Here is a 20,681-nt window from a genome sequence, read left to right as displayed (position 1 = left end):
AATCCTTCCTATTGTACTATACAGGTGTTACCTAGTAAAACCATGCTCCTGCAACCTAATCCGTATCCAGCTCTTCTGAGTCTAATTCACTTTTCAAGGCGACTGTATGCTTGGGGCGGAATCGGTTCGGCGAAATGCCCGTCCAACGTCTGAATTGCCTGGAGAAGTGGCTTGCCGATCCGAATCCGAGTAGAAGAGCAATCGATTCAATCGTCTCATTCGTGACAACTAGCAGTCGCTTCGCTTCCTTGAGTTTCAACTTGCTTATGTACTGACGTGGGGATATGCCGTATATTTTGGTGAATACTTTGGTACACTGGCTTCGGCTCAATCCCAATTGCTTCGCGATTCCGGCTACAGACCCATCCGGTAGTTTCCATTGCTCGGCCAGCAGTTCCTCGATTGCATGTGCTACATCGGTCTCATAGACGGACACATCCTGCTGATGCTGATCTACGAAGGTCTGTGGTTGAAGATTTGTACGAAGCATAATCAATTGATTGATAATGAGCAGGATATAAGCTTGAATCGCCAATTTATTCTCATAGGCAAGCTGAACTTTCTGGATGGAACCCACCTGTTGATCCGATGGCATGCCTTCCTGCATCATCCGCTCGATCTCTCCCATACATTGGGGCAGCATGCTTCCAGCAGCCATTTCCTGGCTTATATGCAAATACGAATCTGTGCCTAGCAGGTGCCGGACCTCTTGGTCATCCATATCGAAATGCACATTGAAGAATGAGTAGTTCTCCGCCGAGCGATTGTGAAAATCATGCCGGACTCCAGGACGTAGCAGCAGCCATTCCCCCGCTTGGAGACAGATCAGTCGTTGCCGGATACGTTGGTACACTTCCCCTGATCGACAATAGAGCAATTCGAACACATGATGGTGGTGCATCGGGTACGTCCATCCCGGCGGCTTCTCACCGAGTATGCAGCCTGTAAGCTGCAGGGTATTGTTCATGTTCGGAAAGTGTATCTCGGCATCCATTTTTCTGCTCCGTTCCATTCCTATGTAGCTGATCTGCTGCTATTGTAACATAATTCATTTTCCACACGCACAAAAGGTCAAGAAGAATCCTCCTATGGTCATTGTGTATAGCACTTCACTTTCCCTATGATGAACATATGAAGAGGATCACATATTCACGGAAGGGGACTGAACCATGTTTCAGACAAATGGGAGTCAATTCGAGCTAGACGGCACACCGATCCGCCTCATATCAGGCGCTATTCATTATTTCCGTATCGTTCCAGAATACTGGACAGACCGTTTGACCAAGCTCAAGGCGTGCGGATTTAACACTGTGGAAACTTACGTGCCTTGGAACTTGCACGAGCCCAAGGAAGGACAATTCAACTTCGATGGTCTTGCAAATATCGTCAAGTTCATCGAGATTGCCGGCGAGCTCGGCCTACACGTCATCGTCCGTCCGAGCCCTTACATCTGTGCGGAATGGGAATTCGGCGGGCTTCCCTCTTGGCTGCTAAGCGATTCAGACATGCGTTTGCGTTGCTTCCATCAGCCTTTTCTTGATAAAGTGGATGCCTATTACGATGTGCTGCTTCCTTTACTTGTTCCACTGCTTCATACGAACGGCGGGCCTATTATCGCGATGCAAATCGAGAACGAATACGGCAGCTATGGGAACGATACCCGGTACTTGGAATATTTGCGCGACGGCATGGTGAACCGTGGAATCGATGTGCTGCTGTTCACTTCCGACGGGCCTACCGATTGGATGCTGCAGGGTGGAATGGTAGATGGTGTATTGGCGACAGTGAACTTTGGCTCCAAACCTGCTGAAGCGTTTGCCAAGCTGCGGGAATACCGCCCGGATGATCCACTGTTCTGTATGGAATTCTGGAACGGTTGGTTTGACCACTGGGGCGAGGAGCATCACATTAGACCGGCAGAAGACGTTGCTCAAGTACTCGATGAGATGCTTCAGGCAGGTGCATCGGTTAACTTCTATATGTTCCATGGTGGTACGAACTTTGGTTTTTATAATGGTGCTAACTGCTTTGCCAAGTACGAGCCTACTATTACGAGCTATGATTACGATGTTCCGCTTAACGAGTCAGGGGAACCGACACCTAAGTTTTTTGCAGTACGCGAAGTCATTGCCAAGTATGCCGACATCGGCGAATGCGTGCTTCCCGCTCCAATCCCAAAGCGTGCTTATGGTTCTGTGACTATGTCCCAATCAGCACCGTTGTTCACCAACTTGGATCAGTTGTCGCCAGACGCCATTCAGCGCGTGTGCCCGGAGCCGATGGAAAAGCTGGGGCAGCAGGAAGGCTTCATCCTCTATTCGACTATTGTTAGCGGGCCGAGAATAGATGTATCGCTGAGAATCCAAGATGTTCATGATCGGGCACTCGTTTTCCTGGACGATAAATATGTCGGCGTTATAGAACGATGGGATGTTCAACCGATTCAACTGACGATCCCAGCAGGTGGGGCCAAGCTGTCACTTCTCGTGGAGAACATGGGGAGGGTCAACTACGGATACCATATGTGGGATCGGAAAGGCATTACGGAAGGCGTGCTGCTAAACAACCAGTTTCTATTCGGATGGACGATCCATACGCTGCCTTGCGATTCGTTATCGCTATCGGGGTTGGCATTTGGAGCTGAGGCAGAAGCCGCTGTGCAAGGACCTATGTTCTACAAAGGTACGTTTCATGCGGATGCTGCCGCGGACACCTTCATCGCCTTACAAGGCTGGACGAAGGGCGTCGTCTGGGTAAACGGCTTCAATCTCGGGCGTTATTGGGAGCGCGGACCGCAACAGACGCTCTATGTGCCAGGTCCATTGCTGCGCGTGGGGAATAACGAGATCATCGTGTTCGAGTTACACGGAACCGAACATCGTACGATTGAACTATTGGATACGCCGAATCTAGGATAAACGAAAAAGTAATAAACCACCTCAGGTTACTACACTGAAGGTGGTTTTTTTTGATGGCTGTTCAAATAGTCCGCATGCTCGGTTATCATTTCCTCGAATCACGCCTTCGTTGCAGCATAATCGCAGATCAACGGATGAGCCATGAACGCCCGGATTTCGAGGTAAGACTTAACTTCATTAGCGTTGTCGATCAGCAATTAGCTTGATCCATCGCTGCCTGAACATCAGTGTACCCTTCTCATCAAGGAATGGGAATAATCCAGTCGATAGCACATCTGCATCAATCTCCTCTAGCAGCACATCAACAATAAGCTTCGAGGTCACTTCATCGGTCTTGGTCATATGTAGCCACTTGCCGACATGGACGGGGACATCGATCGTCTCTACGACGTTCACTTCCAGTCCGGCTTCCTTATACAAACTCAGCCATTGAGACTGGCTCAACGCTTCCGTGTGAGAAGGATCTCGCAATCTCTCATAATGGTTGTACGCACGGTACAACGATGCGTCTTCCGGCGATATCATATCTACCACGCACAATTGGCCGTCCTTCTTGCATACTCTAATCATCTCTTCCATCACCTTGCCTGGATTCGCGAAGTGGTGGAAGGCCAGTCGGCTCACGACCAGATCGAATTGTTCGGCTTCAACAGGAAGGTGTTCAACATGGCCTTGCTTATACTCAACGTTGCTTATTCCGTTCAGACGAAGCTGCTCCAATCCTTCCCGGATCATATCCTCTGACAAATCAACAGACGTCACTTTCCCCACAAATGGAGACAATCCTCGGCTTAATATCCCGGTGCCAGCTGCTACATCCAGCACGTCCATTTCCTTATGAAGCCTCAGGCTCCCCACGATCCATTGTAAATAATCAGGATTGTTCAGTGTCAATGACTTGTCAGCAAAATGCTTCGCTTGCCCTTTAAAGTGCTGTCTGACCGCCTCTTCATTTCCCTTGTTCATTCGGCTCATCTCACCTTTCTCAGCTTCACTCCGCTCAACTCGACTCTACCAACATGTTGGTACACTCCAACCATAATGCATCTATTCATTTCCTGCAAGCAGCTGTTGCTCTATCCTGAATTCTTCAACATACCTCCCCTTAACTTTACGAGTGCCCTGGGGATTCAGCTTACTTGGAGACAAGACATACCCGATCATCATCCAACAAAGCGCCATTGCAAACGAGCAAGAGGAGTATCCGGTGCTGGAATTTTCTATACGGTAGACCTCAACATGAAGCTAACGAAAATAAGCGAGCCAGTCCCTGATTCTGCCCAAATCTATCTTAGCAGCGACCAGCAGCTATATATTCTAGGAAAAAGCATCAACACCATCCATAACCTCAACGAGAGTCAAGCAGCCATCTGGTACGATTACGAGTTGTTGGAGACGGAATAGGTTCGGTGGAGCCTATTCCTTTACTTGGATGCGCCCGCTATGACAAGTTCATTGGCGGGTGATAAGACAGGCAAGGTGACCTCCACAATCGTCCCGCCACTCTTGGAATCGCTATATTCGATATGTCCGCGATGCTCGCTTATGATCTTGAAGCTGACCATCAGCCCAATACCTGTGCCCTTCTCTTTGGTGCTGTAGAACGGCTCTCCCAGCCTCCTACGTAGCTCTTCGGAAATACCGACTCCTTCGTCTTCAATTCGAACGGTAACATCCCAATCGCCTTTTCGCTCGATCCTTACCGTAATTGTCCCCCCAACCTTCATAGATTCTATCGCATTCCTCATAAGATTAACGAACACCTGCTTCAGCTTATTCTCATCACMGAATACATCTGGAATGTCGTCCTCATACTCGGTTACGATCGCCACATTGCTCATATTCGCCTGCGTCTGCACCAACGTCAGCACATGCTCGATCATCTTCCGAAGAACGGTTTCGTGGAACACACTCGTTTGCGGCTTAGCCAGTAGCAGGAATTCAGTAATGATCCGTTCAATCTGATCGATCTCTTCTAGGATAATAGAATGAAAGTCACTCTTCAGCACACCGGTACGGGAGAGCTGGATGAATCCTTTGATCGCCGTAAGCGGATTACGAATTTCATGGGCGACCCCGGCGGCCAGATGCCCCGCGATATTAAGCTTGTCCGATCGACGCAGCAGCTCTTCATGGCGTTTGCGATCCGTAATATCTTTGGCAATAGACATAACTCCAATGATCTGATTACGGACTTTCATCGGGATGGTAGTAATATATAGCTCCACCACGGAACGATTCTTGTGCTTTATGGTAATTTCATGTTGACCTAGCTCCCCCAGACTAATATACTCCATCCATTCCGATTCCTTATAAAAGGATTTGAACAGTCGATCAGTGATCTTCGGATAATAGATGAGTTCGCTGGCCGTATAACCAATCATATCCAAGGAGGCAGCATTGATATTCAATAGTTGCCCATTCAAGTCAAAGGTACAGATCATGTCCGGATTGTTATTGAACAACGTCTGATACTGCAAGGTGGTCAATTGAGCGGCTTCAATAGCCAGCTTCCTGTCGATGTACGCCCCGACGATCAAGAAGATGACCAAAATCGTAACCGTAATCCCAATGCAAACGGATAAGGCCCCAGGTCCTAGCGTAAGCTTGAACAATTCCGGAACGATCCGGTGAGAAGTCATCTGATTGGCCAACACAGCGTCGGTATTCAAGAAATGCGTGGCATACATGCCCGTATAATGCATGCCAGTCACCGCTATGCCTAGTAACAGAGCGCCGCATATTTTCCAACGAGGGGACAAGGTGCCATTCGATTGATTTTGCAGACGGAATGTTACATATAATGCAAAGAACGAGACACCCATTGCAAGTACAATCGAACTGACGAAAGGCAACAACCGGTAATGCAGATGGAAAGGACTTTCAATTGCCGACATACCGACATAATGCATCGCGGCAATCCCGCCACCCATGACGACACCAGCCGCAATGAAGCGATTGGCACTTAGTTCGCTGCGACTTATGAACAAGAAGGATAAGAACGAGGACACGATCGCGAGTAACAGAGAGCATACGGTGATGAGCACATGATAGGTGATTGGAAAAGTCTGCTGCACCGCAAGCATGCCAATGAAGTGCATCGTCCATATCCCAAGTCCCATTGCAACTGAACTGCCATACAACCAGAACTTGTGGCTTTTACGTCCTATGTAATGACTGGCATGCCCGCTCAAATCGAGTGAAGAATAGGCTGATAATAGGGCTACAAGGAAAGATAACAGTACGAGTGAAGTTTGATAATCATTCACGATCATGTCAGGTTGGCTCATGGATTTCCCTCGTTCCCATGGAAAAGTACATTCTGCACCTCTCAAATTATGGTACACGCGACTTGGACGAAATGGAAGTGTAAAAGGCCCTTTTACGTTACCCGCTAATCGGGACTTTGATCGCTATCATATTCCTGGTTCCACCTGGCAACCAGCTCATAATAGACATTTCCATAATTTAAGCCTTCCGGCAGCGAGTCCTCTAAGCGAATCTCAGCAATCTCATAGTCGGGCAAATCGCCCAATTCCGTTACTTCCGCATAATACGCCACCCCCTTGCTACCATTCAAGGAATACACTCCAATAGGCGTCAGCTCAAACTTTACTGCTCCGGTTTCTTCATACAGCTCTCGGCTTGCCGACTGTGCTATTGTTTCGCCGTCTTCCCGCCTGCCACCTGGCAATTCCCAAGTTGTCCGATTGCGGTTCCGAATCAAGATGAATTGATTGTTGAATTGGGCGATTAGAACTGAGTAATTCAATTCGTTCGGCTCCACATCGGCCTGCCCGTGCCACTTGAATGTCAACTCTGTGTGCTTCACCAGTTGGATCATCGCTTCGGCGGTTCCGATCGGGTACAGCTTAGTAGTTGGATCCAACTCGACATGATCTGGTAAAATAAGGGTCGATCCTTCCTCTACAATCTGCTGCAGAGTCGCCCTACGCTCAGCCCCCTTCAACACCTGCTCCCGATTGAGCGTAATTAAGCCAGACACCTCATCCAATTTCAGATCACCTGGCTCCGTCATCAATCGTGCTTGATAGATCACAATATGATACATCTGCCCGCTTCTCGGACTCCCCTTCGGATGGATCATCTCGAATACCGCTAATGGTTTGATAGTATCGTCGGTCGGAACTATTTTGCTAGATTTGTCGGAGAATAGATACAGCGTCTCGCCAGCATGGCTGATGTATTCAATCTCTGCTCCGATCTCTTCCCGGGCTTCTCTTCGTCCGCATTCCAGCAAGCTCTCTCCCGGCTCCAGATGCCCGCCGATACCTGCGTAAAACATCTCACCCGATTCCAATACATGCCTAGAACCTGCCAGGAAAAACATATATTCATCCGTTTCGGTCAATAGAGCAAGCCCCACTCCGATCTCAGCATCTGCTGGCAGATGATCCAGTATCACGATAGTTCCCTCGCCTTCAATCGATCTGACATTAACACTTCCTCCATACTCGTCAATTCGAGCCCATCAAACACCATGCATACGGTATACGGCATCTTATCTGCGATGCTGCAAAAATGATCATAGCCGTAAGAGGAGTTCAAATAATGGAGTATCGTACAGAATGCCGTGCCATGAGTCCCAATTACCACATTGTTGCCTTGGTCTCTCTTGATAACATGATGAAGCGCAGACACATTCCGCTCTTGCACTTCTCTTAATGACTCGCCATCTATTAATTTGTAATTCATATCTTCCCATTGTTGGCTTGCGAACGCCTTGAAATCCTCGACCCATTCGCCCACTTTCCGCTCTCGAAAATCTTCCACTGGTTGAATGGCTATCCCAAGGTGATTGGAAAGATCCTTGACCGTGTCCATCGTTCTTTGAAAAGGACTCGAATAAATGGATGTGATGTTCCGATCACGCAAAGCGGTTGTTACTTTCTTGGCATCCTCCAGCCCCTGTGCCGTTAAGGGCCGAATCCTGTCCTCCCTGACTGTAAGATCAGGTTGAGCATGTCGGACGAAATAGATGGTGGTTTTCATTGGCTGTGTTCCTTCTCTCTGTGCACAAACCAAGCACAATCTTTCACTTCTGCAAACCACCTCAACACACTATTGTGGTGGTCAATAATCTGATCGGCCCTAAGCTGTTCGGAGTGCCACGTACTGTGTGCATCACCCAATAACGTCACTCGGTACCMGAGACTGGATGCTCGACGACATGTTGTATCGACACAAACCTCGGATTGAATGCCGGCAATGACCAATTCGGTAATTCCTCTCGAATCTAGCTCATGCTGAAGGGTTGTACGATGGAACGAATCCGGCATTGACTTCTGAATCACGATATCGTCGGACTGAGGTTTGATCTGCGGGTGTATAACCCAACCTGGCTGTCCCGATGCCAGCGGCTGTCCGGCTCTCGCATTGTGTTGAACATATACAATCGGCATTCTGATAGACCTTGCTTTGTCGAGCACGCTCCCGATGTTAGTCAACAATAGTTCACCCTCATAAACAGGATTCGCTGGGTCAAACATGCCAAGTTGCACGTCAATAATGACTAGTGCTCGAGTATTCATTCCACTACCTCCTATTAAGCTCCATCGTGATTAATAAGAAATATTCTATACCGAGACGCCCCTTTCCTTCCAACATAACAGTATGACACCTTAATGACGAAGCCTGCTAATCGCCACAAATAAAAAAGAGCACCCACATATAGGACATATGTGAATGCTCTCCATGATTGCGAATTGATGTGCTGCGAGCTTACTTACACGCGGGCTGCCGGGTTCGGACGACCCAAGAAGCTCCAGAACGATCCGCCGAACAAGTCGGCCACATCGCGCTGAATTTCCGACTGTTTCAAGAGCCAGCCGGTATCCAGCAAATCACTGTATTTGTCGAATAACACCTTCTCGATAATGAATCGGGAATGATCCCACTTGTAGATCAGTTGATCCAGAACACGGCAATCGGAATGCTGCGGGGTCACGCTTACGCCGAGCAATTCGAACCGCATACGCGTCATCTCTTCGATCAAGCTCGGATTGTTAAGGAACCACCAGCATCCGAATACGTGCAGATTGCGGAATTTACGCGCAGCTACCGTCAGGCCGTGCTGATTCTCACGGGCGAGCATCGTGCACAGGAATTTGTTATCCGGGAAGTCGGCGCACAACCGTTCAACCGCGCGTACGTCGCTCGGTCCTACACTATCGCCCGCATCACCAAGCGCTGGGTTCACACGTTTGTTCACACCAATCATCATGGCGAAGGGAATATCGAATTCGCGAGCAATGGGCARGATGCAAGTCTCAATGACACGCGCACGCGTCGACTGCTCGGGATACTGAAACGACGGAGGCAGGGAAACCGCCATGTAGAGCGGATCCATCCGGCGAATCCAATCACGCAGGAAGGATTGCACCCCTTCGATCGTCTTGTCAGAGAACGATTCCTCCACAGCATAACCCCAGGATTTCAACCTGCGCCATGTGGAATCCCAAGCATTCAGCAGCGGATCAAGACGCAAGGCAGTATGGAAGCGGGGATCCACATGTTCCAGCGTCTCCCACCGGTCTCTCTCCTCATCCACGAACGGATCATTCGTCATACATACCGTGTTCACATTGGATAGCTTGAATACAATTTCGAGGTACTCCGATGTGCTCTTGGAAGCGAAGTAGGCACGGTAAGCCTGTAGATCACGCGTACTTACATCCAGACCAAGACGGCTAAGTACGGTCAGCACGCCGCGGCAAGCTTCGCTATAGGGGGAGTGTTCCAGGAACAACGTTTTCCATACAAGGTCTGCTTGTTCAGTCTTCGTCATCGCCCAGAAAGCTTCATAGGTTAGTGTTGGTTGATAGCGGAACGTCTCGGCTACCAAATAATGATAAGTCAACAATTCGTCGATTCCCCACAGCAGCATGCTGCCGAAATCCTCGGTGAATAAGTGGGAGTGAATGTCGGTAATCGGAGTTGTCTGAATCGTTTCATGTAAAAATGAGCGCAGCTGTTCCTTCGTTTGAATCGACATGTAGTAAGTTCCTCCATTTTAAAATTAACTTGACCCTCATAACCTACCGTATTTTCCCTTAGGCGTCAATGGACTTTATTTAGCTTAGTTTGTAGAAAGATTACACATCCGCCGCACATCGAAACCCAATGTTGCTGGAGGAGCTGTCCGGTGTGTTCGAATTGCGGGCAGCTACACGGTAGCGGTTGCAATACGATTTGTGGCACAGGAACGAGCCGCCTCTCATGGAACGCCGGTCTCCGGTATCAGACCCTTGTGGATTATCACGCGATTCGGTGGAGTATGTCGCCGGGCTGAACCAGTCCGCCACCCACTCCCAGACGTTCCCCGACACATTATACAAACCATAACCATTGGGCTGGAATGACTGAACAGGTGCTGTACCCATGTACCCGTCACGTAACGTGTTCTTCTCCGGGAATGTTCCTTGCCAAATGTTGCACATATGCTGACCATCTGGTGTAAGCTCATTTCCCCAAGGATATACTTGCTGATCCAGTCCGCCTCTAGCAGCATATTCCCATTCGGCTTCCGTCAGCAGTCGCTTGCCCGCCCACTTGCTGTAAGCTGCTGCATCGTTCCAGGACAAGTGCACAACAGGATGATCCGAGCGCTCCTCGACATTCGAGCCCGGCCCCTCCGGTTGATACCAGTAAGCTTCCTTCACTGCATACCACCAAGGCGTTCCTTGCGGAGAACCCATAATGAATCGTTGATTCACAGGTGACAAGAATGGAGCGAAGACGTAAGACCAACCGAACCGTTCCGCATCCGTCATATAACGGGTAGTACGAACGAACGAGTCGAATTGTGCATTCGTGACCGTACATGTATCTACATAAAAAGGGCGAAGAGCAACTTCATGCACGGGCCCTTCTCCATCCGCTGGAAACCCGTCCTTGCCGCCGTTACCCATTCGAAATGTTCCTCCGGGCAACAGAACCATCCCGTCCCGAAGCGCCGTATCAACTTGCGCAGAGCTTACCGGAGTTGCAGCACCCGCAACGTCTACCATCGGAATGAAATCGCTTCTGCTAGTCGAACAGCATGATCCTTTTCCTATCTCGGTCATAACCAGAAGGACTCCTCTCATCTGAATTCTCTTTCACTTATTTTATCACAGAAGTGCTCTACCATATACTGCTGACGATAGAATTACAATGGCATATAGAAAAACCTGAGGATTATCCTCAGGTCGTTGATGCGTGAAGTACAGTTTGATGGACAGTTGAAGTGTGGCTTATCCCAACGGTTGACCCCCGCATTGCTCAATCAGGCGAAGCGTCTGCGGATGTATGTGCTCGCCCACATTAGCAGTCAGCGTTACAACATCGCTGGCGCTTGTCGCTTGCTCGTCGGTCAATTCTGTGCTCGCCTCTGTGTCCATTACAGCATGAGAACGATCGTACTGATCGATAACAACTTGTTCAACTCGGAGCGCCTGTAGCTTGGCAGCCGCGGACTCGGCATGTTTAAGACTGGGAAAGACCGCTGATAAGGTAACGTCTGTCATTGGATTCACCCTGAACGTTACTCGTTCTCGTTGGATTGCTCTGCTCTTTCATCAGCAGCTTGTGCCCGTTGCATAGCTTCACGATCTTCTTCATCCGCCAATTCAGCTGAAAATTCTACATCCTCATTAATTGCAGGAAACTGCACCTGATCTTGCTCATTCTTTTCCTGATACATGGGTTCAAACCTCCTTGATGTTCTATACATAGCCTGGAATAGTATGCAACAGATCGCCAGTAATTATTCGCATCAAGGATGAAGCAGAGAGTCTGAAGGGGTGTTGGGACGCCGGTTGTTCATCTTCGCTCGCCATGCGTTCAGGAGCATATCCACAATAATTAGCAGGACACCAACATTCAGTGCCAAGTCCGCCAAGTTAAGCACTCCATTACGTGAACCGAATACAAGAAAGTCGGTTACCTTGCCGAACCAGATCCGATCAATTGTATTCCCAATTGCTCCACCAACGAGAAACGCCGCACCACTTTCCAGCATAATACCTTTCAGCAGACCCTTCCGTCGATAGTACAATACACCTGCAACGAACAAAACACCCACAATGATGAAATACCGGCCATAGCCTTGAAAGGAACTGCCGGCTGCACCGGAATTCTCATAGTGACTGAAAGAAATGTATGGCTCCCAGAACGGCATGGACTCCCCAACGTGAAGATTAGCCCGAATCCAGAGCTTGGTTGCTTGATCGACCACAGCGGTCAGCAGCAGGATAACATAGAAGTACAATCGGATCGCCCCCCACGCCTAATATTATTGGCTTACTTTTTGTTAAACTCCTATATCAAATATAACTAACTTACTATTCATAAGCAAATATCCAGTTAGAGAACCAAAAAAAATCGACTTGTCATTTAACCCTCACAGGTAAACAACAAGCCGATTGCGCCATTTTTAATCGCCACGGAAAGCTCTCTTCATTTTATCGAATATCGATTCGTGCTGCTCTTGCGTCTCTTCCCCACTCTTGCCGGCAAAATCACGTAGTAATTCTTTTTGCGGTTCCGTCAGCGAGGTTGGCGTTACGACGACTACCTTCACATGCTGGTCACCCTGACCGTACCCACGTAGGCGCGGAACACCCTTGCCCTTGAGCCGGAAATAAGTTCCCGTCTGCGTCCCTGATGGAATCTTCAGCTTCACTCTCTCGGTCAGCGTAGGAATCTCGATTTCATCGCCGAGCGCTGCTTGCACGAATGTCAGCGGTACTTCGCAATATATATCGTCCCCATCGCGTTCGAAAAACTCGTGCGGTTTCACACGGATCACGATGAACAAGTCGCCTGGAGGCCCGCCCTTCGTACCGCCTTCGCCTTCCCCAGAAACGCGAAGTTGAGCGCCTTCGTCTACACCCGCAGGAATTTTCACTTGAATTTTACGTTGCTTCTTCACTTTGCCAGCACCGTGACACGTGCCGCATTTGTCCTTGATCGTCGAGCCTTGCCCGTTACAAGCTGAGCAGACGCGACGGTTGACGATACGACCGAACGCCGTATTCTGTACAACCTCCTGCTGGCCGCTTCCTTTACAGACAGAGCAAGTATCCGGCTTCGTCCCTGCCTTCGCCCCTGAGCCATGGCAAGTATCGCACGTCTCGGTGCGTGGAATGGTAATCTCCAGCTCCTTGCCGAACACGGCTTCCTTGAACTCAATCGTCATCGTATACTGCAAGTCCGAACCGCGTTGCGGCGCATTCGGGTTGCGGCGCTGCTGACCGCCGCCGCCAAAGAACATATCGAAGATATCGCCGAAACCGCCGCCGAAGTCCTGCCCATTAAATCCGCCTTGATTCGGGTCAACATGCCCGTACTGATCGTAGGTTGACCGTTTCTGGTCATCGCTCAGTACGTCATAAGCTTCCTTCACTTCCTTGAACTTCTGCTCCGCGTCATTCGCTTTGTTGACATCTGGATGGTACTGACGTGCCAGCTTCCGGTACGCCTTCTTAATATCATCATCCGACGCCCCTTTATCGACGCCAAGCACATCATAAAAATCCCGCTTACTCACGTTTCAACCTCCCCATAGCTGCTGCATAAGCATAAGCCGAAACGGAAGTCAAAGCCAAGGCTGAATAGCCAATGGCTTTGACTTCCGAGAGCTTAAGTTTCTTACTTCTTGTCATCTACGACTTCGTAATCGGCATCGACAACATTGTCCTTCTTGTTGTCGCCACCAGCGGAGCCGCCTGCACCAGCGCCCTCAGCCGCTTGCGCCGCTTGTGCGGCCTGTTCGTAGAGCTTCACGGACAGCTGTTGCACGATCTCGTTCAGTTCTTCAGTTGCTTTAGTGATCGCTTCAAGATCGTTTCCTTCGAGCGCTTGCTTCAGTGTTTCTTTGGCTGCATTCGCTTTGTCGATCTCGCCTTGATCCACCTTGTCGCCCAAGTCTTTCAACGTTTTATCGACGGAGTAGATCAATTGATCTGCTTGATTACGGACTTCAACCGTTTCCTTGCGTTTACGGTCTTCCTCAGCGTTAGCTTCGGCGTCCTTCATCATTTGATCGATTTCCGCATCGGTTAGGCCGCTTGAGGATGTGATTGTGATCTTCTGGCTCTTACCTGTTCCTTTATCCAACGCCGATACGTTCACGATCCCGTTCGCATCGATATCGAATGTAACTTCAATTTGCGGAATACCGCGCGGTGCTGGAGGAATATCGCCTAACATGAAGCGTCCCAATGTTTTGTTATCTGTTGCCATGGAACGTTCACCTTGCAAGACGTGAATTTCCACGCTAGTTTGGTTATCGGCATATGTGGAATATACTTGAGATTTGCTTGTTGGGATCGTGGTGTTGCGGTCGATCATCTTCGTGAATACGCCGCCTGCTGTTTCGATACCGAGAGACAATGGGGTTACGTCAAGCAATACAACGTCTTTGACATCTCCTGTCAATACACCCGCCTGAATAGCAGCACCCAAGGCTACTACTTCGTCCGGGTTCACACCTTTGTGTGGCTCTTGACCGATCAATTTCTTGATCGCTTCTTGAACAGCTGGAATCCGCGTCGATCCACCAACGAGTACTACTTTATTGATTTCCTTCGCGCTTAACCCAGAATCGCTCAAGGCTTGACGAGTTGGGCCGAGTGTACGTTCTACAAGTGGTGCCGATATTTCTTCGAACTTGGCGCGGGTCAGGTTGATCTCCAAATGCTGAGGCACGCCGTCTACAACCGTAATGAACGGAAGCGAGATCGTAGTGGTCAGAACGGAGGAAAGCTCCTTCTTCGCTTTCTCAGCTGCATCCTTCAGACGTTGAACAGCTGCTTTATCCTTGGCCAGATCAATGCCATGCTCTTTCTTGAATTCAGCTGACAAATAGTCGATGATCACTTGGTCGAAGTCATCGCCGCCCAGTTTGTTGTCGCCGCTAGTAGCCTTTACTTCGAAGAAACCGTCTCCCAGCTCCAGAATGGAGACGTCGAACGTACCGCCACCCAGGTCATACACTAGAATCGTTTGATCTTCGGTTTTCTCCAAGCCGTAAGCAAGTGCAGCTGCAGTCGGTTCATTGACGATCCGCAGTACTTCCAGACCCGCAATTTTACCGGCATCCTTCGTTGCTTGACGTTGGCTGTCGTTGAAGTAAGCTGGAACGGTAATGACCGCTTGCGTTACCGTAGAGCCCAAGTAAGCTTCGGCATCGGCTTTGAGCTTCTGCAGAATCATAGCCGATACTTCTTGAGGCGTGTATTCGGAAGTATCGATCTTGGTTTTGTGGTTCGTACCCATATGGCGTTTGATCGACATAACGGTACGGTCCGGATTGGTGATTGCTTGACGCTTGGCCGTTTCACCGACTACGCGCTCGCCGTCTTTCTTGAAGCCTACAACAGATGGTGTCGTGCGATTGCCTTCCACGTTAGGAATAACGACTGCTTCGCCGCCTTCCATAACCGCTACGCAAGAGTTCGTCGTTCCTAAGTCGATTCCGATTACTTTAGACATGGTTGAACCTCCTAATAGTATAAGTATGGTTGGATATAGCTTGCCCAGATCGCCTGGTCTGCCGTATTATTGGCTTACTTTCACCATGGCTGGACGCAATACTTTGTCCTTCAGCATATAGCCCTTCTGGATTTCTTCCACTACGATGCCTTCTTCATGCTCTTCAGATTCCACTTGCATGATCGCTTGGTGGAATTCAGGGTTGAACGGCTGTCCGACCGCATTCATCGGAGCTAACCCTTCCTGTACCAGCACTTGATCGAGCTGGCGGAAGATCATGTCCACGCCCTTCAATAACGCTTCGAAGTCATTCGAATCACGCGAAGCGCCAAGCGCCCGCTCGAAATTGTCCACAACGGGGAGGAGTTGCTCCAGCAGTTTCGTCGAAGCATATTTGGCGAAATCTTCTTTCTCCAGTCGGGAACGGCGGCGGAAGTTATCAAAGTCGGCTTGCGTGCGCAAATACCGTTGATAGTTCTCGTCAGCAAGCTTACGTTGCTCTTCCAACTCGCGATCGCGTTCGGACAGAGCTGGTTCGCTTATGCCCTCATCTGTTCCAACATTACCTTCATCGCCTGCTTGTACGCCCTCTTGCTCAGCGGCTTCAGCAGCCTCTGTATGATTTGAACCTTTCAGGTTGTCATCTGTTTCTGGAATGGATTGCTCTTGTTTGGTCACCTGTAAGTTCACCTCCTTTTCCTATGCCAATATGGTCTGTTCTCTGTATATGATCATACGGATGGGACGGGTTGCCTTCCTAGCTTCCCGATTATCCGTCATCACTCGATTTCATCTTAATGACGGTATGAATGCGCAACACGGCGGCCGCTACTTCTCCTGCGGCGAGTAAGGCATGAATCTTCACGGGCGCGGGATCGACCACGCCCATCTCGAGTACGTCCATCAGCCGACCCGTATCACAGTCGATCGCGATGCTGTCGGACTGTGCAGCGAGCTGTGCGGCCCGCACTTGCTCTACCTGCTCAAGCGGGTTGAATCCCGCGTTAAGCACCATCTGCGCGAGCGGCTTGTGCAGCGCCTGGACGACCGCGGCTACGCCGAACGCCTCCATGCCCTTGACCGTCTCGCGATAGCGGTCGAGCTCGTGCGCGCAGGCGAGCTCGACCGCGCCGCCGCCGGGCAAGTAGCCGCCGCGTACGGCGGCCTGCACCGCCGAGGCGGCATCGCGGGCGATGCGCGCGCGCTCGCCGACGACCTCGGCGGTGCTGCCGCCGACGAGCACGGTCGCGGCGGGCGAGCCGGCGCCGCCGGTGAGGCGCACCTGCTCGATCCGCGCGTCGTAGCGGATCGTCTCGCAAGCGCCGAGGTACGGCGCAAGCTCGGCCTGTGGCTTCTTCAGCACCGAGCGGCGAATCGGCCGCGCCCCGGTGTGCTCGCAGATACGCTGAAGCTCCCGCTTCGGCACCCGCTGCAGCACGATAATGCCGTGGTCGGCGCAGAACTGCTCGGCTTCCTGATCGACGCCGCGATCGACGGCGACGAAGCCGACTTGCAGCTCCAACAGCTTATCCAGGTTCGTCTTGAACTCTTCCTTCAGCTGGAGATAACGGTGAAATCCGGCTTCCGTCATCATCGCCTCTTCATCCTGCTTCTCCGGCTCAAGCGCGTCGTGCAGTACCAGAATTCGTGGCAGCTGCAGCTCTACCGCCAGCATCTGGGTGTGAATCGGCTTGTGCTTCAGCAGCAAGCCGGACCACACCTCGCTCACTGGCTTGTCGTGCGCGATGATCGAGTCGGCCAGCCGGTACTCCTCGTCGCGGAGTACCGCGACACCGAGCCGCTCAGCCGCAGCCATGACGAGCTCGGCGAGCTGACGGTCCTCGCGCGCGGCCACATGAGCGACCCGGTACAGATTCGGGTCGCGCAGCCCCGTAATCGGGCGGCTTCGCGCCTGCAGCATTTCCGCTGCCAGTCGGACGCCGTCCTGCAGCCCGCTTACGACCTTCGAGACCGGGACGCCGCGCGTTACTTGCGCGACCCCCTCGGCCACCAGCGCGCCAGCCAACACCGTCGCGGTCGTCGTACCGTCGCCGACTCGCTCCTGCTGCGAACGCGCGACCTGCACGAGCATACGTGCCGCAGGATGCGTCACGTCCATCTGCTCGAGAATCGTCGCACCGTCGTTCGTCACAAGTACTTCACCACGGCTGCCGACAAGCATCGTATCCAGACCTTTCGGTCCCAAAGTTCCTTCCACGGCCGAGCATATGGCTCGAATCGCGCCTGCATTGTTCAGCAGCGTGGCATACCGCTCCTCGCCGTCCAAATTCCCCTGCTTCATACGAGTTCGCTTCCTCTTCCGTGTCGGACATTCGTTCTGTTCGTTATTTGTACCAACGCCCCATGAGCAGCGCCATATCTTTGGACAGAACATCTAGCAAGCTGAACACTTTACCATACTCCATGCGGGTTGGACCCAGAATACCGATCGTACCAAGCGAGTGCCCATCGATGGAATAAGTGGCCGTGATCAGGCTGCAATTGTTGATCGCTTCAACTGTATTCTCTGTCCCGATGCGCACCTGAATGCCATGCGTAGCAGCAGAGACGAGTCGGACAAGCGTCTGGGTCTCATCGAATAAGTCGAGAATGCTCTTCACCTTGCCAACGTCCCGGAACTCGGGCTGTGTCAACATGTTCGTAGCTCCACTAATGAAGATACGGTCATCCTCATCGTGCAACAAGACGCCTTCAATCAATTTAACCAATTCTTCGTATTGATTCGAATAATGGCTCAGCTCCGCGCCTACTTCATTGTACAGCTTCGACTTGAATTGAAGGAGTGGCACGCCAGCTAACCGGGAATTCAGGATGTTCACAATCCGTTCGATCTCCGATACAGGGACACCTTCTGGAATCGTGACGACCTTGTTCTCGACATGACCGGTATTCGTTACGACGATGGCAACCGCAGAATGTTCATTCAACGGAATGATCTGTACATGCTTCAGCGTGGTGCTTAGCAGCTCGGGACCGAGAACGATCGACGTGTAATTCGTCATGTTCGACAAGATAACCGCCACATGTTGAATGGCCCGCTCCATCTCATCCAGCTTCTCTGCGAAGAACAGCTTGATGACATCCAGTTCCTGCTTCGACAAATTGCCACGCTTGACCAGATGGTCAACATAATACCGATACCCTTTATTAGAAGGAATACGTCCGGCGGAAGTGTGCGGCTGCTCGAGAAATCCAAGCTCTTCGAGGTCCGACATTTCATTACGGATCGTAGCTGGACTGAAGCTAACGTCATTCCGCTTGGAAATCGTTCGAGAACCGACCGGCTCGGCTGAACGAATATAGTCATCTACTATAGCGCTAAGGATCAATCTCTGACGTTCCGATAACATATACCCGCCTCCCAACTGGTTACATTCCTACTGGTGTATTTTCCCTCATCGTTAGCACTCACCGGAAAGGAGTGCTAATTCCTACTATCAAAATACCAAAAAGAAAAGCCCCTTGTCAAGTCAGTCAAGGCGCTTCAAAACTGCTATTTCGTCGCAGCAGTGCTGCTTTTTGCAATGGACGCAGTCGGTCCAAACCTTTTCCGGGAAAATCTCCTTCTCTACAATAGAAAATCCGTTTTTCTGGAAAAAAGCGACCTCATACGTTAAGGCCATTACTTTCGGAATTCCTTCTTCTCGGGCTTCTTCTACTAGAAAATCAACCACTTTCCGGCCGATCCCCATTCCCTTATGCCCGTCTGTGACTCCGAGAGAGCGAATTTCCACCAAGTCATTGCCCAACCGGAACAGCGAGCCGCAGCCGACAAAGCGACCTTCTGCCTCCGCTACAACGAACGTATCTATATGTCTCAGCAAAGCTTCCTTCGAGCGCGGCAGCATAATTCCCTTCTCCGCATAGCCCTGTATAAGCTCGTAAAGTGCGTCCACGTCTTGCGATACCGCTCTCCGGCAAGTTACTGTAATCGTCATGTCCAATCCCACCTGTAAAAGTTCATACTGAAATATGTATAAATATACATCAGTACGTATTTTTCAGCAAGCGTTTTTTGTCCATTAATCTTCAAGAAATTGCGCGAATACATCGTTGCCGAACAGCAAACCTTGCTCCGACAACCGATAACCGACCGTATCTGAAGTGAGCATACCTTGAGCAGTCATCCGCTCCAACTGTTGGGGGAATACGTCCTCAAGCTCCTTGCCGAATTGCTGTCGGAAGTCCTCGCGCTTGACACCGGCGAGCAGACGCAGACCCACCATCATGAAATCTTCCATCGCTTCCTGCTCGCTCACTTCGAACCGCTCCAGAATGGGAAGTCCTTTACTCGTCGCATCGATGTAGGGCTGAACGCCCTTAATATTCACATGGCGATTGCCCTTCATGTACCCATGAGCACCGGCCCCGATCCCGTAATAGCTGTCATTGTGCCAATAGGCGGAGTTGTGGCGGCTTTGTCTGCCTGGTCGGGCAAAATTGCTGATCTCGTATTGCTCGTAGCCCGCCGCCTTCAAGCGACGCATGATCGACAAGTACATCTCCAACTCGTCCTCTTCATCGGGAAGCGGCAGCTTATTCTTATTGAAGAGCGTATGGAACAGCGTATTTTCCTCGATTTTCAGACTATAGATGGAATAATGCTGCAGATCCAGCTTGAGCGCTTTGTCGAGCGTATCTTCCATCAGTGCCAGCGTCTGCTTGGGCAAGCCGAACATCAAATCGATCGATAAGTTGTCAAAGCCCACGGACCTGGCATTCTCCAAGCTGCGATAGACGTCATCGGTATTGTGAATGCGACCAAGCTCTACCAGTAGTTCGTTATTAAAGGACTGCACCCCGAAGCTAATTCGGTTGACGCCGCCTTCCTTCATCGCCTGAAGCTTCTCCAAGTCTGTCGTTCCGGGATTCGCCTCCATTGAGAATTCTAACCCGTCCACCCGATCTGGGAAATAAGTGTTCACCAGGCGCAAAAACCGGCTCATCTGATCCGGAAGCAGTACCGTTGGCGTCCCGCCTCCTACAAAGATCGTCTCGATGCCCTGCGCAGGTATTTGGTTGACCGTGAGCTCCATCTCCCGCTCCAGCGCATCTAGATAATCTGCTACAGGCTGCCCTTTCAGGACATACGAGTTGAAATCACAATAGTGACATTTGTTCGTACAGAACGGGATATGAATATACACCGCCTTCGGCAGCATCGTTTTCTGTATCATTTCTACTACTCCTTTTTTCTTGCGTGGGGGTTCCGCTTGCTCCCCTCTAAAAATCGATGAGGAGGCT

The 20,681-nt window shown here is 50.6% G+C and carries 20 protein-coding genes; 2 read left to right on the top strand and 18 right to left on the bottom strand.

Annotated elements, in window-relative coordinates:
* Window positions 1-55: 55 nt before the first annotated feature.
* Window positions 56-994: a helix-turn-helix domain-containing protein gene (locus tag AC1DWB_RS17305; protein WP_477542330.1), complete on the bottom strand. Its 939-nt coding sequence runs from the start codon at window positions 992-994 to the stop codon at window positions 56-58.
* A 175-nt stretch (window positions 995-1,169) separates the two neighbouring features.
* On the opposite strand from AC1DWB_RS17305, the gene AC1DWB_RS17300 reads away from it, so the two are divergent.
* Entirely contained in the window at window positions 1,170-2,918 is a 1,749-nt protein-coding gene (locus tag AC1DWB_RS17300; RefSeq protein WP_477542329.1) for a glycoside hydrolase family 35 protein, read from the top strand.
* 177 nt (window positions 2,919-3,095) lie between these two features.
* Here AC1DWB_RS17300 and AC1DWB_RS17295 read toward each other — a convergent pair whose 3' ends face one another.
* Complete coding sequence (locus tag AC1DWB_RS17295) at window positions 3,096-3,884, bottom strand: class I SAM-dependent methyltransferase (protein WP_477542328.1); 789 nt, start codon at window positions 3,882-3,884, stop codon at window positions 3,096-3,098.
* Between the two features lie 273 nt (window positions 3,885-4,157).
* Here AC1DWB_RS17295 and AC1DWB_RS17290 point away from each other — a divergent pair, with 273 nt between their 5' ends.
* The gene (locus AC1DWB_RS17290) at window positions 4,158-4,322 is read left to right on the top strand and encodes a hypothetical protein (protein WP_477542327.1); all 165 of its coding nucleotides are present in this window, start codon (window positions 4,158-4,160) and stop codon (window positions 4,320-4,322) included.
* Between the two features lie 20 nt (window positions 4,323-4,342).
* Here the strand turns inward: AC1DWB_RS17290 and AC1DWB_RS17285 are convergent, their stop codons facing one another.
* From AC1DWB_RS17285 to hemW, 16 genes are all read right to left on the bottom strand, one after another.
* A complete protein-coding gene (locus tag AC1DWB_RS17285; protein ID WP_477542326.1) occupies window positions 4,343-6,208 on the bottom strand; it encodes an MHYT domain-containing protein in 1,866 nt (621 codons plus the stop codon).
* A 104-nt stretch (window positions 6,209-6,312) separates the two neighbouring features.
* A complete protein-coding gene (locus AC1DWB_RS17280) occupies window positions 6,313-7,344 on the bottom strand; it encodes an NUDIX domain-containing protein (protein WP_477542325.1) in 1,032 nt (343 codons plus the stop codon).
* The gene (locus AC1DWB_RS17275; protein WP_477542324.1) at window positions 7,341-7,931 is read right to left on the bottom strand and encodes a histidine phosphatase family protein; all 591 of its coding nucleotides are present in this window, start codon (window positions 7,929-7,931) and stop codon (window positions 7,341-7,343) included. Before AC1DWB_RS17275 ends, AC1DWB_RS17280 begins: the two co-directional genes overlap by 4 nt.
* Window positions 7,928-8,470, bottom strand: coding sequence for a cysteine hydrolase family protein (locus AC1DWB_RS17270; RefSeq protein ID WP_477542323.1), 543 nt, complete (start codon window positions 8,468-8,470; stop codon window positions 7,928-7,930). Before AC1DWB_RS17270 ends, AC1DWB_RS17275 begins: the two co-directional genes overlap by 4 nt.
* 194 nt (window positions 8,471-8,664) lie before the next feature.
* Complete coding sequence (locus AC1DWB_RS17265; protein ID WP_477542322.1) at window positions 8,665-9,933, bottom strand: glucuronate isomerase; 1,269 nt, start codon at window positions 9,931-9,933, stop codon at window positions 8,665-8,667.
* 100 nt (window positions 9,934-10,033) lie between these two features.
* Window positions 10,034-11,005 carry a formylglycine-generating enzyme family protein gene (locus AC1DWB_RS17260; RefSeq protein ID WP_477542321.1) on the bottom strand — a complete coding sequence of 324 codons (972 nt, stop codon included), beginning with the start codon at window positions 11,003-11,005 and terminating at the stop codon, window positions 10,034-10,036.
* Between the two features lie 168 nt (window positions 11,006-11,173).
* A complete protein-coding gene (locus tag AC1DWB_RS17255) occupies window positions 11,174-11,446 on the bottom strand; it encodes a hypothetical protein (RefSeq protein ID WP_477542320.1) in 273 nt (90 codons plus the stop codon).
* Window positions 11,447-11,463: 17 nt separating this feature from the next.
* A complete protein-coding gene (locus AC1DWB_RS17250) occupies window positions 11,464-11,622 on the bottom strand; it encodes a YfhD family protein (protein ID WP_477542319.1) in 159 nt (52 codons plus the stop codon).
* 72 nt (window positions 11,623-11,694) lie between these two features.
* On the bottom strand, window positions 11,695-12,189 hold the full coding sequence (gene lspA / locus AC1DWB_RS17245; protein ID WP_477542318.1) for a signal peptidase II: 495 nt from the start codon (window positions 12,187-12,189) through the stop codon (window positions 11,695-11,697).
* A gap of 165 nt (window positions 12,190-12,354) precedes the next feature.
* On the bottom strand, window positions 12,355-13,470 hold the full coding sequence (gene dnaJ / locus AC1DWB_RS17240) for a molecular chaperone DnaJ (RefSeq protein ID WP_477542317.1): 1,116 nt from the start codon (window positions 13,468-13,470) through the stop codon (window positions 12,355-12,357).
* Window positions 13,471-13,571: 101 nt separating this feature from the next.
* Window positions 13,572-15,416, bottom strand: a complete 1,845-nt coding sequence (gene dnaK / locus AC1DWB_RS17235; RefSeq protein WP_477542316.1) for a molecular chaperone DnaK — start codon at window positions 15,414-15,416, stop codon at window positions 13,572-13,574.
* A 66-nt stretch (window positions 15,417-15,482) separates the two neighbouring features.
* On the bottom strand, window positions 15,483-16,094 hold the full coding sequence (grpE, locus tag AC1DWB_RS17230) for a nucleotide exchange factor GrpE (RefSeq protein WP_477542315.1): 612 nt from the start codon (window positions 16,092-16,094) through the stop codon (window positions 15,483-15,485).
* Between the two features lie 91 nt (window positions 16,095-16,185).
* A complete protein-coding gene (locus tag AC1DWB_RS17225) occupies window positions 16,186-17,718 on the bottom strand; it encodes a TCP-1/cpn60 chaperonin family protein (RefSeq protein ID WP_477542314.1) in 1,533 nt (510 codons plus the stop codon).
* 43 nt (window positions 17,719-17,761) lie between these two features.
* Window positions 17,762-18,787: a heat-inducible transcriptional repressor HrcA gene (gene hrcA / locus AC1DWB_RS17220; RefSeq protein WP_477542313.1), complete on the bottom strand. Its 1,026-nt coding sequence runs from the start codon at window positions 18,785-18,787 to the stop codon at window positions 17,762-17,764.
* Between the two features lie 120 nt (window positions 18,788-18,907).
* Window positions 18,908-19,375: an N-acetyltransferase gene (locus AC1DWB_RS17215; protein ID WP_477542312.1), complete on the bottom strand. Its 468-nt coding sequence runs from the start codon at window positions 19,373-19,375 to the stop codon at window positions 18,908-18,910.
* An 84-nt stretch (window positions 19,376-19,459) separates the two neighbouring features.
* Entirely contained in the window at window positions 19,460-20,614 is a 1,155-nt protein-coding gene (gene hemW, locus AC1DWB_RS17210; RefSeq protein WP_477542311.1) for a radical SAM family heme chaperone HemW, read from the bottom strand.
* Window positions 20,615-20,681 lie beyond the last annotated feature (67 nt).

The organism is Paenibacillus sp. P4_E11, assembly GCF_056401635.1.
This window is presented reverse-complemented; position numbering and strand designations above follow the sequence as displayed.